Origin of the sequence: Brevibacterium sp. HMSC08F02 (assembly GCF_001807555.1) — a bacterium.
Taxonomy (GTDB): Bacteria; Actinomycetota; Actinomycetes; order Actinomycetales; family Brevibacteriaceae; genus Brevibacterium; species Brevibacterium ravenspurgense.
The window spans coordinates 1-13,032 of record NZ_KV789351.1 but is presented as its reverse complement, the minus strand read 5'-3'; the positions used below and the strand labels follow the sequence as shown (position 1 = coordinate 13,032).

11 protein-coding genes, 1 other RNA gene and 1 pseudogene are annotated in these 13,032 nt (G+C 61.7%); 9 read left to right on the top strand and 4 right to left on the bottom strand.

The features are described 5' to 3' along the window. Nucleotides 1–11 precede the first annotated feature (11 nt). From HMPREF3172_RS03995 to HMPREF3172_RS03985, 3 genes are all read right to left on the bottom strand, one after another. Nucleotides 12–755, bottom strand: a complete 744-nt coding sequence (locus tag HMPREF3172_RS03995; protein WP_070515619.1) for a hypothetical protein — start codon at nt 753–755, stop codon at nt 12–14. Next, on the bottom strand, nt 748–936 hold the full coding sequence (locus tag HMPREF3172_RS03990) for a hypothetical protein (protein WP_062020285.1): 189 nt from the start codon (nt 934–936) through the stop codon (nt 748–750). Before HMPREF3172_RS03990 ends, HMPREF3172_RS03995 begins: the two co-directional genes overlap by 8 nt. A gap of 171 nt (nt 937–1,107) precedes the next feature. Then, nucleotides 1,108–1,464, bottom strand: a complete 357-nt coding sequence (locus tag HMPREF3172_RS03985) for a hypothetical protein (protein WP_070515617.1) — start codon at nt 1,462–1,464, stop codon at nt 1,108–1,110. A gap of 104 nt (nt 1,465–1,568) precedes the next feature. Here HMPREF3172_RS03985 and HMPREF3172_RS03980 point away from each other — a divergent pair, with 104 nt between their 5' ends. The 5 genes from HMPREF3172_RS03980 (at nt 1,569) to ssrA (ending at nt 5,956) form a co-directional block, all read left to right on the top strand. Then, nucleotides 1,569–2,459 carry an amidohydrolase family protein gene (locus HMPREF3172_RS03980; RefSeq protein ID WP_070515615.1) on the top strand — a complete coding sequence of 297 codons (891 nt, stop codon included), beginning with the start codon at nt 1,569–1,571 and terminating at the stop codon, nt 2,457–2,459. Nucleotides 2,460–2,471: 12 nt separating this feature from the next. Further along, a complete protein-coding gene (prfB, locus tag HMPREF3172_RS03975) occupies nt 2,472–3,602 on the top strand; it encodes a peptide chain release factor 2 (protein ID WP_070424490.1) in 1,131 nt (376 codons plus the stop codon). A gap of 36 nt (nt 3,603–3,638) precedes the next feature. Continuing rightward, nucleotides 3,639–4,130 carry an SsrA-binding protein SmpB gene (gene smpB, locus HMPREF3172_RS03970; RefSeq protein WP_070515614.1) on the top strand — a complete coding sequence of 164 codons (492 nt, stop codon included), beginning with the start codon at nt 3,639–3,641 and terminating at the stop codon, nt 4,128–4,130. Nucleotides 4,131–4,249: 119 nt separating this feature from the next. Continuing rightward, the gene (locus HMPREF3172_RS03965; protein WP_070428628.1) at nt 4,250–4,888 is read left to right on the top strand and encodes a mycothiol-dependent nitroreductase Rv2466c family protein; all 639 of its coding nucleotides are present in this window, start codon (nt 4,250–4,252) and stop codon (nt 4,886–4,888) included. 678 nt (nt 4,889–5,566) lie between these two features. Continuing rightward, nucleotides 5,567–5,956: a transfer-messenger RNA gene (ssrA, locus tag HMPREF3172_RS03960) on the top strand. A 171-nt stretch (nt 5,957–6,127) separates the two neighbouring features. Here the strand turns inward: ssrA and HMPREF3172_RS10520 are convergent. Beyond that, nucleotides 6,128–6,268 (bottom strand): hypothetical protein, encoded by a 141-nt coding sequence (locus tag HMPREF3172_RS10520; protein WP_176746125.1) that lies wholly within the window; start codon nt 6,266–6,268, stop codon nt 6,128–6,130. Between the two features lie 22 nt (nt 6,269–6,290). Here HMPREF3172_RS10520 and HMPREF3172_RS03955 point away from each other — a divergent pair. The 4 genes and pseudogenes from HMPREF3172_RS03955 to HMPREF3172_RS03940 all read left to right on the top strand — a co-directional run. Further along, nucleotides 6,291–7,025: pseudogene (locus tag HMPREF3172_RS03955) on the top strand (IS3 family transposase); the annotation flags it as partial. A gap of 530 nt (nt 7,026–7,555) precedes the next feature. Then, a complete protein-coding gene (locus HMPREF3172_RS03950; protein ID WP_070515612.1) occupies nt 7,556–8,143 on the top strand; it encodes a PadR family transcriptional regulator in 588 nt (195 codons plus the stop codon). Further along, nucleotides 8,140–8,886, top strand: a complete 747-nt coding sequence (locus HMPREF3172_RS03945; RefSeq protein ID WP_070515610.1) for an ABC transporter ATP-binding protein — start codon at nt 8,140–8,142, stop codon at nt 8,884–8,886. Before HMPREF3172_RS03950 ends, HMPREF3172_RS03945 begins: the two co-directional genes overlap by 4 nt. After that, nucleotides 8,883–11,849, top strand: coding sequence for an FtsX-like permease family protein (locus tag HMPREF3172_RS03940; protein ID WP_070515608.1), 2,967 nt, complete (start codon nt 8,883–8,885; stop codon nt 11,847–11,849). Before HMPREF3172_RS03945 ends, HMPREF3172_RS03940 begins: the two co-directional genes overlap by 4 nt. Nucleotides 11,850–13,032 lie beyond the last annotated feature (1,183 nt).

The window sequence follows — 13,032 nt, the reverse complement described above, 5'->3', positions numbered from 1 at the left end:
ACTTGTCGTGTTTACATTCGTTTCAGACGGTCGTAGTTGACGGTTGAAAAAACGTCTTCGCCGGGATTCTTGAAGTCGTAGCCGAGTTCCCGAAGTGCATTGGCGGCAGACTCTGGGTCGTCTCGAACAGCGGCACCTGTCTGCCTGCGTCGCCACGCCGCGCGGCCTATACGCAGTGCTTCACGAGACCCATTTGGCCCTTTGTCATGGTCGAGTCCGAATTCTTCTATGAGCATTTCGAGTACGTCCTCGAGGCAAGGGCGAAATCTACTTCCTCCAAGTGGAAAATGCAGTTCCTTCAGTGAGGGCACTGGATCGTCCTCAGCGCGTTTTGCTCCACGCTTAGTGGTCTGCCCAGCGCGGACCATAGTTGCAGTGAAAGCGTCACGGTGCGCGTGGATATGCAAATGGGCACTGGGCGTCTGACTGGCGTCGCGCTGGTATTCGTATCGGAACAGCGGCTCTTTTTGTGCTTGTAGTCCTGGGTAAACCGCAATCGCGGACTTATCGACTGCTAAGAAGCGCTTCTTGCTGTCAGCGGTGCATCGGTAGTTCACAAGCAACGACAGCAGTGGTTTGCTGTCGACAGTCAGTTCAATGCCGGTTTTAGAATCCTGCTGAATGACGAACTTTGATCCGCCGTCGACAGAATCGACTTTGAACGGTGGACTGTCCGCCACCACTGCGTGGACCGTCTGAGTGAGTTCACCCGCGAAGTCTTCAGCCTGCTGTTTCAGCGTGGGCTGATCAGTCATCGAGCAGATACTCAAGGTCGAGGAGCTCGCTGTAAAGTGCCAGTTCCTCGGCGTTGAGCTCAAAAGCTTCGCCGCGACGGCGGAATGCTGCGGGGTCCCCAACCTTCGCCAGAATTTCCTCGCGGCGAGCAACAGCGTTTTCGCGGGTGTGGACTGTAGTGCGGACATCGACAACAGACATCGTGACCTCCTAGCTGAACTCAAGTTTACAAGCCACAAGCTAGCGGGAGGCACTGACATGAAACTCGGACACAGTCTCTGACGCTCCTCGAATGGCTGATTATCCCGCCCTCAACCGCACTTCGCCCGACGGGCTGCGGGTTGCGCCGAATCTGTGGATAACTTGTCGGACTCAGGTGGTTTTGCGGCGGAAGATCATGTGCGCTCGAACTTCGCCAAACGAGGCTGTTGTTCCGCCGAGTTCCACGGTGATCGGAACAAGGGGGATGTGCTCAACGAACGTGAGGGTCCAGCCGATCCTTTCGATTGAGTCGATCAGCGGCCCGATGTCGTACATCTGCGTCTTGCCGTAGCTTTTGCGCTTTATTGCAAAGTGCTGGCCATCGGCAATTGTCATAGGCGCCGAACAGGTGAACGTTCCGCGGCCCTGGCCATGTGCCTCTCGTGCCGCGTCGATGATGGGGACGGCAATCTCGGCCTCAAGGAGATCGAAGTTTTTCTTCTTCTTTTTGTCCTCGGCGGTGTCCATGCTTGGATTTTATCTGAATTTCGCACCGTTCCATGGGACAGCCACCGGGTCCACTCCAGGGAGCACCGCCCGCCCCGCAACCACCCCTGACATACAGTGAACGCATGGCGAGCCTCAACGACGATGCGAACTACATCCGCGACCTCTGCGCACAGCTGGGCATCCCCGGTCTGACCGATATCCACACGCATTTCATGCCGCACAATGTGCTGCGCAAAGTGTGGGCCTACTTCGAACAGGCAGAAGAGGTCCTCGGCTATGACTGGCCGATCACCTACCGCACTGACGAAGCCGAGCGCATCGGCACTCTCCGCACTCTCGGGGTCAAGCAGTTCACCTCACTGCTCTACCCGCACAAGCCGGACATGGCCGCCTGGCTTAACTCGTGGGCAGCCGACTTCGCCGCCCGCACTCCCGACTGTGCCCACAGCAGCACCTTCTACCCGGAACCCGAGGCGGAAGACTACGTCCGCACCGCCATCGAGTCCGGCACCCGGGTTTTCAAAGCACATGTGCAGGTGGGCGGCTACGACCCGACCGACCCCCACCTCGACCCCGTGTGGGGCATGATCGCCGAGGCGGAGCTCCCCATCGTCATTCATGCAGGCCATGCTCCCCAGAGGGGAGCGCACACGGGTATCGAACCGATCCGGGATGTGCTGCGGCGGTTCCCGAACCTCACCTTGGTCATGGCCCACCTGGGCATGCCGGATTACGAGGCGTTCCTTGACTTGGCCGATGAACACCCGAACTTCCATCTGGACACCTGTATGGCACTGACTGATTTCACGGAGCGGTTTGCGCCAACGTCCCCTGACTATCGCCGCCGTCTGGGTGATTACGGAGATCGGATTGTGTTCGCATCCGACTTCCCCAACATCCCCTACAGCTACGCCCACCAGGTTGAAGCGCTTGAGCGGCTGGAGCTGGGGGAGGAGTGGCTGCGGGCCGTGCTGTGGGATAACGGTCAGCGTCTTCTGAACCCGGTGCCGTAGACTGGCAGGACTATGGCCTTTGACTTTGCGAGCGAAATCGCCGACCTCAAGCAGACCTTCGCCTCGATCCGCGAGGTGTCCAACATCGATCAGCTGCGCTCAGAAGTCGCTGAGCTCACCGAGCAGGCGGCAGCACCTGACCTGTGGGACAACCCGGACGAAGCCCAGCAGGTCACCTCGAAGCTTTCGCACCGCCAGTCCAGGCTCGAAAAGCTCGAAAAGTTTGACGAGCGCATTGAAGACGTCGAACTGCTGGTCTCCATGGCCGAAGACGAAGACGACGATGACGCCCTGCAGGAAGCGCAGGACGAAGTCAGCAAGCTTGCGCGCGAACTGTCGGACATGGAAATCGCCACGCTCCTGTCCGGTGAATACGACGAACGCTCCGCAGTGATCACCGTTCGCGCTGGTGCCGGTGGTGACGACGCCACCGACTTCGCACAGACGCTCACCCGCATGTACGTACGCTGGGCCGAAAACAACGAATACAACGTGCAGGAGCTCGACACCTCGTACGCGGAAGGTGCGGGCGTGAAGTCCGCAACCATCCAGATCAACGCCCCCTACGCCTACGGCACCCTGTCCGTTGAAGCCGGCACGCACCGCCTGGTGCGCATCAGCCCGTTCGACAACCAGGGCCGCCGCCAGACATCGTTCGCAGCAGTCGAAGTCATTCCGCTCATCGAGCAGACCGACCACGTCGACATTGACGAAAACGACCTGCGCATCGACGTGTACCGTTCGTCTGGTCCCGGTGGTCAGTCGGTCAACACGACTGACTCGGCTGTGCGCATCACGCACATCCCCACGGGTGTTGTCGTGTCGATGCAGAACGAAAAGTCGCAGATCCAGAACCGTGCAGCGGCCATGCGCGTGCTCCAGTCGCGACTGCTGCAGCTGAAGCACGAAGAAGAAGAGGCACAGAAGAAGAGCCTCGCCGGTGACATCAAGGCATCGTGGGGTGACCAGATGCGCTCCTACGTCACCCACCCGTACCAGATGGTCAAGGACCTGCGCACCGGCTACGAAGTCAACAACCCCTCAGCTGTTTTCGATGGCGACATCGACGGCTTCCTTGAAGCGGGCATCCGCTGGCGCAAGGAAGAACAGCAGAAGGCAGAAGAAGAAAACGCGCTTCCCTGATCAAGCGCGTCCCAAATCGAAAGACCCCACCAGAACATGTCTAAGAAGAACGGCGAGACCACCAAAAACGACGGCAAAAAGGTCGTTGCGCGCAATCGCCGCGCCTCTTTTGACTACCACCTGGAAGAGGAATTCGAAGCGGGCCTTGTGCTCACCGGCACGGAAGTGAAGTCGCTGCGTGAAGGCCGCGCCTCCATTACTGACGGCTACGCCCACATTGATCGCGGTGAGGCGTGGATCGAGAACATCTACATTCCCGAATACCTGCAGGGAACGTGGACGAACCACGCCGCCAGGCGCAAGCGGAAGATGCTTCTGCACAAGGCCGAGATCATCAAGATCAACCAGAAGCTGAAAGAGTCCGGCCGCACGCTGGTGCCGCTGGAGCTGTACTTCTCTGGTTCGCGCGTCAAAATCTCCTTCGCCCTGGCCAAGGGTAAGAAGGACTGGGACAAGCGGCAGGCGCTGCGCGAAAAGCAGGACAAGCGCGAAGCCGAACGCGCCATGTCACTGCGCCAGAACAGGTGAGCGGCACCTCGGCCTTCCTGTAGTCGGCGCTCAGCCGGAACATGACTGGGAGCCGGGCCGGCTCCTCGGCAGGGGTTTCGGCCGGTGCGCGGTGCAGCGTGAGTCGTTAGACTCGGGATATGCAGCGAGTAGATTTTTATTACGATCCCTCTTGCCCTTTCTGCTGGGTTACCAGCCGCTGGCTTGTGCAGGTCAGTGCTAAACGCGACATCGACGTCACCTGGCGTCCGTTCAGCCTGGCCATTAAGAACGACGAACTGCCCGGTGGCGCCAACGAAAACTCTGGTCACTCCAAGGGTCACAACGCCGGTCACCGCGTGTTGCGTGTGATTGCGGCGGCTGAGAAAGAAGGCGCCGACGCCGGCGGCCTGTATACGGTGTTCGGTGCGGCTCGGCACGTTGACGGCACAGACTTCACTGACGAGCTCATCAGCGAAATCCTTGCTGATTCTGGCTTGTCTGCTGATCTCCTGAAGGCCGCTGACGATGACGGCTGGGACGAGCACCTCAACGCTGAGCTGAAGTCGGCTCTCGACCTGGTCGGTGACGATGTCGGTGTGCCGATCATCGCCTTTGAACGCGAAGACGGCACCAAGCAGGGTTACTTCGGCCCGGTCATCCTCACGCTTCCGGAGGAAGAAGAAGGCCTCGCCATGTGGGACGGTCTGAGCCGCCTGGCCACGGTTGAAACCTTCTACGAACTTAAGCGCACCCGTCCGGCCGGAGGGCCTGACACGCAGAGCACCAAGGGTCTCTGAGGTATCCGAGGCCTGCGCTGATTTCTGAGCGCCTTCGGGTGGTCGGTGCTTTTCTCCCTCTGACGAGGTGGAGCTCGACTTACGTCTGATAGGTCCCGCTGTCGCTCCCTTTGGGGAGGGCAGTGGGACTTCTGTTTTCGGGTGGCGTTTGGGGCCGATTAGGGCTGGTTTTGTGCGGTTTTCGCCCGGATTTTCGGGGATGTGGGCAGTTTTCAGGTGGAGCTGTGGACAACTTGGGGATAAGTTGTTGGAAAAATTTTCTTGGAGCGCGGTCTGAGGTGGCGGTTTTGCTGATTTTGGGTCTCTGACCTGCGCAAATGCCGGAGTGTGGATTTCTGTCACGCCGCAGGGTGCACTGTGGGTGGGTTTGTGGAATAAGACTGCGGCAAGGTTGCCTTAACCGTGAATCAACGGGGGTTTTGCTTGTTGAGCGATGCTTTTCCACCGTTGTGGACAAAGCTGTGGGGTATGCGCTTTTCAGTTTGCAAACTGAGCATCTCTGAGTTAGCCAGTGGTGGTGCTGTGAGGCTGGTGGAAGTGCCGGTTCTGGTGCTGCTGTTGTTCCGGGTCGGACCGTCGGCATCGTTGTGGTGCACCCCGGTTGGTGTTGTTGGCCGCTGGGGTGGAATAATCTTCTGAGTCCGCAGCGTTACGGCTGTGTGTTAGACAAATGAATATGGGGATGATCGGTTTCGACGTTGACGTGTGTGTCGAGTGAAGCGGGTCGAGGATGCAGGGTCATCTCGTTAACGATCCTTGCAAAACAATAGGTGCTAAATCTAACGACCGCACCGAGTTCGCCCTCGCCGCCTGATAAAGGCCTTCAACTAGCGAGCTGCGACTCTGCCGGCCTAGGTCTGCTTTCGGCCTAGCTCCCGGTATCAGTTTTGAAAGCCACTGCTGACGGTGTTTGTTGGGGACATCGTTGGGACTTCTACTCAACTCCGTCTGTTGAGCACGGTGTTCGTGCCAAGCTCAGGACCTAAGAAACATTCTTCACGAACTGCACCCGGAGAAGCCTCGGTGCATCGTCGACGGACGCGGGTTCGATTCCCGCCATCTCCACCTCGGGGGGAAGCGCTGAACTCTATAGTCAACGCTTCCCCCATTTCTTTTGCGTCAGAGAGTTCCTCGAAGGTGACTTCTGCACCGTGGTCGAAGAGCCATGATGCGATGGTGAGCTCGCCTGGGCCGACGAAGATCTTGTCCACGAAGTACTCCAGCAGCAGATCCCTGGTCTCAGGGGGTATCCATTGTTGCCCCGGCATACTTTTTGTAGAACGTTCCGATGCTGGCCTCATCCTCGAACAGGGCTGCTTTGACATGCTCGGCCTGGATCGCACCATCAAGCTCACGCTTCTGGTCTTCCAATACCTGCATAGCCTCAGCCGTGGCGTCATTGAAGATGCCAGTCTCGGTCCGTGAGGCCGAGGAACGTGAGTTGATCGCCGTGCTACGCAAGCTCCATGCCGACGACCCCGAGGGTGGCTGCCGGGTGCTGGCCGATGACATCACAGAGCTGGGTTACACGGTCTCGGAGCGTCGTGTGTGGCGGCTGTGCCGGGTCGCCGGTATCCAATCGGTCATCGTCACACGCGCATCGCGCTATAAGAAGGCAGGTCCGCCGGTCCATGATGACCTGGTGCAGTGGCAGTTCACCGCTGAGGGTCCTAACCAGTTGTGGCTCACCGGCATCACCGAGCATCACACCCGAGAGGGAAAGGTGTACCTGTGTGCGATCAAGGAGGCGTTCTCCAACCGGATCGTGGGTTACTCGATCGACTCGCGGATGAAGGCCCGGATCGCGGGCAACGCTCTTGAGATGGCCGTAGCTCGCCGGGGGCAGCCGGCCGGGGTGATCGTGCATTCGGACCGAGGATTCCAATTCAGGTCGAGGAAATTCTGTAAAGCCCTCAAATGTCACGGGCTCCGCGGCTCGATGGGCCGGGTCGGAGCCTGCGGTGACAACGCAGCAATGGAGTCATTCTTCGCCCTGCTGCAGAAGAACGTCCTCGACCGCCAACCCTGGACTACCCGCCACGAACTCCGCCTCGAAATCATCTCGTGGATCGAGGGCACGTACCACCGGAAACGTCGTCAACGACGCCTCGGGAAACTCTCTTACTGCAGCCACTAATCCCGGCTAATAACAGTCCGCCCGCGGCGCCGCGGGCGAGAGCACGTCGTATGAGTTTCGTCTGCACTGACTACCTTCTCCATATAAGTGGGGAGGCGCGAGGCCTCGATCTTTAGTATTAAACACCGATACATGACTGTTCTCGTCGACTTGACCATTGTTGCCACGGTCGTTGGGCGCGAAGAGCCAGGGCTTCGTCGCAACGCATCACTGGCGCGAGCCTGAAATGCCCTGTTGTTGCGCGAAGCATCCAGCAGCATCGGGCAGCTGGTAGTAGATCCATGTGGTCTGCAATGGCTTTAGGAGCGCGTGACGATCACGGTCATCGGCAGCTTCTCCAGTGGTTCTCGCGGGAGCTCGACGCCGTCGGGCCCAGCGGCAGGACCGTTCCGTACTCGCGCGGCATCCGTAGCCACCAAGCCACCGCGCCAGCTGCGGCTGCGCTTGTTGACTGCCTCAACCACCAGGGGTTACCTTGTAACTAGTTATCAAGTAACCATTTGTTGTAGTCATGAAACGGAGGACAGTGCATGTCCGTGAAGCACGCGATACTTGCGCTCCTGTCGTCGGAGCCGTCGTCGACATACCAACTCTGTAAACGCTTCGACGCGTCCACCGGCCAGAGTTGGCCCCTCAACATTGGGCAGGCGTCGTCGACGCTCCAGCGCCTGGAACGCGACGGACTCGTGGTCCGCGACGACATGGAGACCGACGGCGAGTCAGGCGGCCAGCCTTGGCGGCTCACGAGCAAGGGCGCCGACGATCTCCAGGTCTGGTGGGAGCGTCCTGTAGTCACAGAGCAGCGCGGCCGGGACGAGCTCGTCGTGAAGCTCGCCCTCGCTACGGTCACGCCCGGCGTCGACGTGCTCGCGCTTGTGCAGCGCCAGCGCAGTACGACGCAGCGGACCCTGCACGATCTCACCCGCTTGCGTCGTCACGCCGACGATTTCGTCGGCCAGCTCGTGCTTGACCACCACCTGTTCCTCACCGAAGCTGAACTCCGTTGGCTCGACAACATCGAAGGCGCCCTGCGCCGTCGTGCCGAGGGGCGCTCAGACGCCGGCGCAGCCATCATGGCTGAGCCCTCGCTGGTGAGCAACGCGAAAGGCCGCCGATGACGTCGCCGGGCCCGCTGCTAGCGCTACGTGACGTGACCCGCGTCCACGGCGAGGGTGCGCGTCGAGTCACCGCTCTTGACGCCGTGAGCCTCGTCGTCGAGGCGGGCGAGTTCGTTGCCATCATGGGACCTTCAGGCTCGGGCAAATCGACGCTGCTGAATCTCGCGGGAGGCCTCGACTCCCCGACGAGCGGCGAGGTGCTCGTCGAGGGATCCCCGCTCTCCGGGCTCACCAGCCCGCAGCTCGCATCCATGCGACGCCGCCACGTCGGCTACGTGTTCCAAGACTTTAACCTCCTGCCTGGGCTGAGCGCCGTCGAGAACGTCGCCTTTCCCCTCGAGCTCGACGGCATGCCATGGCGTCGAGCTCGAAGCGCGGCGATGGATGTGCTTACCCAATGTGGGATTGCCCAGCTCGCTGATCGTCGTCCCGAGGAAATGTCGGGTGGTCAGGCCCAGCGCGTCGCCATCTCTCGGGCACTCGTCGGGCCTCGACGGCTCCTGCTCGCCGACGAACCCACGGGTGCGCTCGACAGCGAGACCGGCGTCGCGGTGCTCGAACTCCTTCGCCAGCGTGCTGACAAGGGAGCGGCGGTGGTCATGGTGACGCACGAGCCCCGATTCGCGGCATGGGCCGATCGCACGGTGTACCTGCGCGATGGGCGCATCTCGGGAGAGGCTGGGCCGACCGACCCGAACCATTTGCTTGACGAGCTTCATTCCGGCGACGGAGCACCCCGATGAGCGCCTGGCACGCTGTGCTGCGGTTGGCGAGCCGCGACGCTCGACGCCACTTGACCCGGACGATTCTCGCCGCTTTGCTCATCGCCTTGCCGGTCGCGGCGCTTGGCACGTTCTTCTCGATCTCCTCGCCGGGCGCCCCGGTCACGAAGCGCGTGCTGGAGAGCATTCCCGACGGTGCCCAGGCCACCATCACGGCCGCAGCCTTGCCACAGGGTGGACCACCATTTCCGCAGATCCCCGAGGGTGCCCCCGGGCCATGGATCGACGATGAAGAAGTGCGCGCCGCAGATCCGGAGCAGATTCGCGCGGCACTCCCACCGGCCATCGAGCTCTCCGAGTACTGGACGTCGCCGTCGCTCGTCGCATCGCCCGAGCTCGGGCTGCAGCCGGGGCAGGAACAGACCCTCGACAGTCAAGTGAAGACGCTCGATGGGAAGCCCCCCAAGCGGCTCGCGATGGTGGAGCTGTGGGAGGGCGAACCGTGGGCCTTTTCCGCCAGCGCGCCGCGTGTGGCTGAGGGCACCACTCCGACGACGCCCTCGGAAGTCATCATCACGCGCTCCCTGGCCGACCGACTCCACCTCGAAGTGGGCGATTCGCTGGGCTTCCTCGCGCCACCGGACGTCGGCGTGCGCAGTTACGACGGCAACCTCGCCGCCGCGATGAACGATTCAGCCCGAGGTTACCGTGTGGTTGGCATCTCTGACACGTCCGGCACCCGCGCCTGGGCGCCGTCGGGCTGGTTGTCGTCGCTGGCCGCGAAGCATCCGGAAGGGCTGCAACGGCACTGGTTCGCGCACGGTTCGGAGCCCGTGACGTGGACGGATGCCAAAGCGCTGAACAAGCTCCAGGCCTTCGCGATTTCCAGGCACGTGCTCCAGCACTACCCGGCCGCCGACGAGCTCTACCCGGTGGACATCGATCCAGCGCTGATGCTGGAGCGAGCTATCGGCGTCGCGGTAGCACTTGTGGTGGGTGGGCTGCTCGTGTTCTTCCTCGTCACTCCTGCGATTGCGATTTCCGCGGAGCAGTCGCGGCGCACGCTCGGACTTGCCGGGGCGGTCGGCGCCACGCCACGCCACCTGCGGCGCATCGTGCTGTCCCAAGGGCTTGTCATCGGAGTATTCGGGGCGGTGCTGGGATGCGTGCTGGCAGTCGCGTCAGCTGCGGGATTCGGCGCACTGCTCGGGGCGATGGTGCCAGCCGAGGACTCCGAGCAGCTGCGATTTGGTGCGGACGTGGCGCTCGCCAACTTCCCCTGGTGGGTGCTCGTTGCCGGTGCATGCATCGCCGTGTTGCTCGGCCTGATCGCCGCGTGGGGGCCAGCGCTCTCCGTCGCTCGTCTCTCGGTAGTCGATGCGCTGCGCGACAGGCCCAGCGTGCGCGCGGAACGTCGTCGTCGGGGACGCTCGCTCATCATCGGCCCCGCACTGCTCGGTATTTCGGTGCTGGTTGGCGCGGCGACGCTGTTGGCGCGAGTGCCCGAACATGTGGCGGGCCAGGAAGCTAAGGCGGAACTTGCGCCGGGCTCGCTGCCTCCAGGCGCGACGGTGTTCGTCATTGGGGCGTCACTTGCCATCGTGGCCGCGCTGGCCGGCCTCGCGGTCACGGTGCGAGGGCTGCTTCCACTCCTCGGGAGGCTCGGGGATGGCCGTCGGCCGGTGTGGAAGCTGGCGCTTCGAGATGCGGCCGATCATCCGTCGCGGACGGTGCCGGCGGTCCTCGGCGTGATGTTCTCGCTGCTGGCAGCGTCGTATCTGTTGGTCATGGGCGCGTCGCAGCATGCCGATCTTCGGACGACGGGCGAGTCCGTCGACTGGCGGGGGACATTCCTCGTCTCTCCGACGGTGTCCATCGACCCGGTGCTCGATCGGGCCATCGCCGACGCTGCGCTGGAAGAGCTGTCCCGCAGCCTGCCTGAGGTCGACGGTTCGCATCCCGTCGAAGCGTTGGCCCAAGACTCGCCGACATTGCTTCTCCCTCTCCAGCCGAAGGGCCGCGAATGCCCCGAAAACACATTGGTTCACGCCGCCTCGGCACGAACTCCGGGAGCTCCGCTTCGTTGCGTGAGCGAGGTCTCTGGTGCTGCCTTCAATGGGGGGACCACCCGGTTCGGAAGCCCCGAATCTCCCTCGGAGCCGCCGGTGTTGATGGATGGCCCTGCGCTGCAGGCGATGCGTCTGCCAGGGGCCGACGCCGCCGCGCAGGTGCTGGATAGTGGGGGTGTGTTGGTGAGCGATGCCTCGTTGATCGATGACGACGGTCGTGTCCGTCTTGCGCGCATCCCTCGTGAGAAGCTCGACACGCTCGAAATTGATCCGCACGACGAGGTGAAGCTCCCGGCGAAGTTTGTGCGGGGCATCGGTACCGGCCTCGTGATGTCACCTTCGACGGCGCGTGGCCTTGGTCTCGACCACATCGTGCTGGCGGGCGTGCTGGCAGACACCTCGAAACCGCTGGATGAAGCTACGCTCGAGCGCTTGCGTGACGAAAGAGTCGGCGGGCTGGTGTGGGTGAGCCTCCCGGACTCGACAGACCCGCTTGAGGGCAACAGGGGGCCAGAGGAGCGTGCGGCCACGTGGGGGCCGCCGGTGCTGCTGGGGGTCCTCTCCGTTGCAGCGGCGGCCATCGCGGTGCTGCTGTCCGCCACGCAGGGGCGCCGCGACGCGATCACGGCCTATGCGGTGGGTGCGTCACGAGGCGTGCTCGTGCGGATCGGGATCGCGAAAGCTGCGGTGATCTTGCTGTTCGGGGTGCCGTTAGGGCTTGGCACCGGGCTCGCGGTCAGCGCCTACCACGTCGCTTGGAAGAGGCGGATCGCTTCCAGCGGGGCGTGGCTGGACACCGTCCCACTGTGGGGCTACCAAGCCATGCTGGGGGCGGGGGTCGTCGTCGCGGGAATGCTGGCAGCGCTGCTGCTGACGAGGCCGCCTCGACGGTTGGTGCGGCGCGGGCTCGACTGACGTGGCCATATGCGCCCTGCTTTTGAAGTTGGCCGTCACACGATGCGCGGAGCAGAGTGGGTGACCACGAAGGGGGGCGAGGTGTGCTGACTGACGGTCTTCGTATGGAGGCCGTCAGAAGCGGCATCAACTCATGCAATGTGGGAGCCCACGGCTGAGTAACGCCGTAATCGAGCATCTTCTTGCCGCCAGTTGCTTGCATTGGCTGTGCTGCTGGTTCGCGAGGGGCCTGAGCAGCAATACAGCTGCATCCAAGCTATCGACCGCCGTCTCACGACGGTTGGTGAGCGTGGCAGCTGTCTGGGGGTGGTCACGTTCTGCAACCGGTCAGCGCAGCGCGCCCACCACCAGTCCCGGTCCCGAAGGGAAGGTCAGTTCTCCCAGGCTTCGATGATTTGCCAGGTTGTCGTCTCACGTTCGAGGGTCGGTTTCCCGCCCCGTTGTCGAAGGATTCTCGAGGCACGGCGTAACAGCCGGTGAGCCATCGGCGCATCGAACAGAACAGTGCCTCTCCAAGTTGCCCCCACGATTTGATTCCTGTCTGGAGGCCGGAACTACAACGTGAACACATCCCACCGGACGTAGTGGAAAAGCATCTGATGCGAGTCAGCCGGAAGTGTGCCTTTCCGGGCTTTGCGGAACTTCTTGAAGAGACGGTCCGTCTGAGGAGAGATTCTTGTGCTTGACGACAGCTCGTTCGGCGTCAGCCAAAACACTGGTGGGAACTGTCAAATGAGACCCACAAGCTGCGGCACGTCAACAATGCCCGTCGCCATCAAGCGCGGTGATAGTCCAACGCCAGGGACTGCCAAAGGTTTGGTTGACTGAGTGTCGTGCACTTTAAGTGGGTCCGGGAAAGGACGTTGGCTGTGAATTCAGCGTACTCACTATAGTAGAGGGTGGGAGGAATGAACGCTCACCGCTGCAAACCATTATGATTTTCTGTTTGGGTGCTTGCAGGGATTCTTATCTGCCGAGTATTGCGAATAGCAACTTCTAACTCGGCACTGATGTTCGGTGGGCATCAGTTGGGTGCAAGATCCTTGTAGGAGTGAACCCAGCAGTGGTTTGCGATTCAGCCACCCAGCCGTTTCGTACACCCACTTGAGTTTTGCAGCCAAAGTTGAGTACGGACAACCGTGTGAAGTCCGGGTTAATGCTCAAAATGTGTGTATGGGTTCGG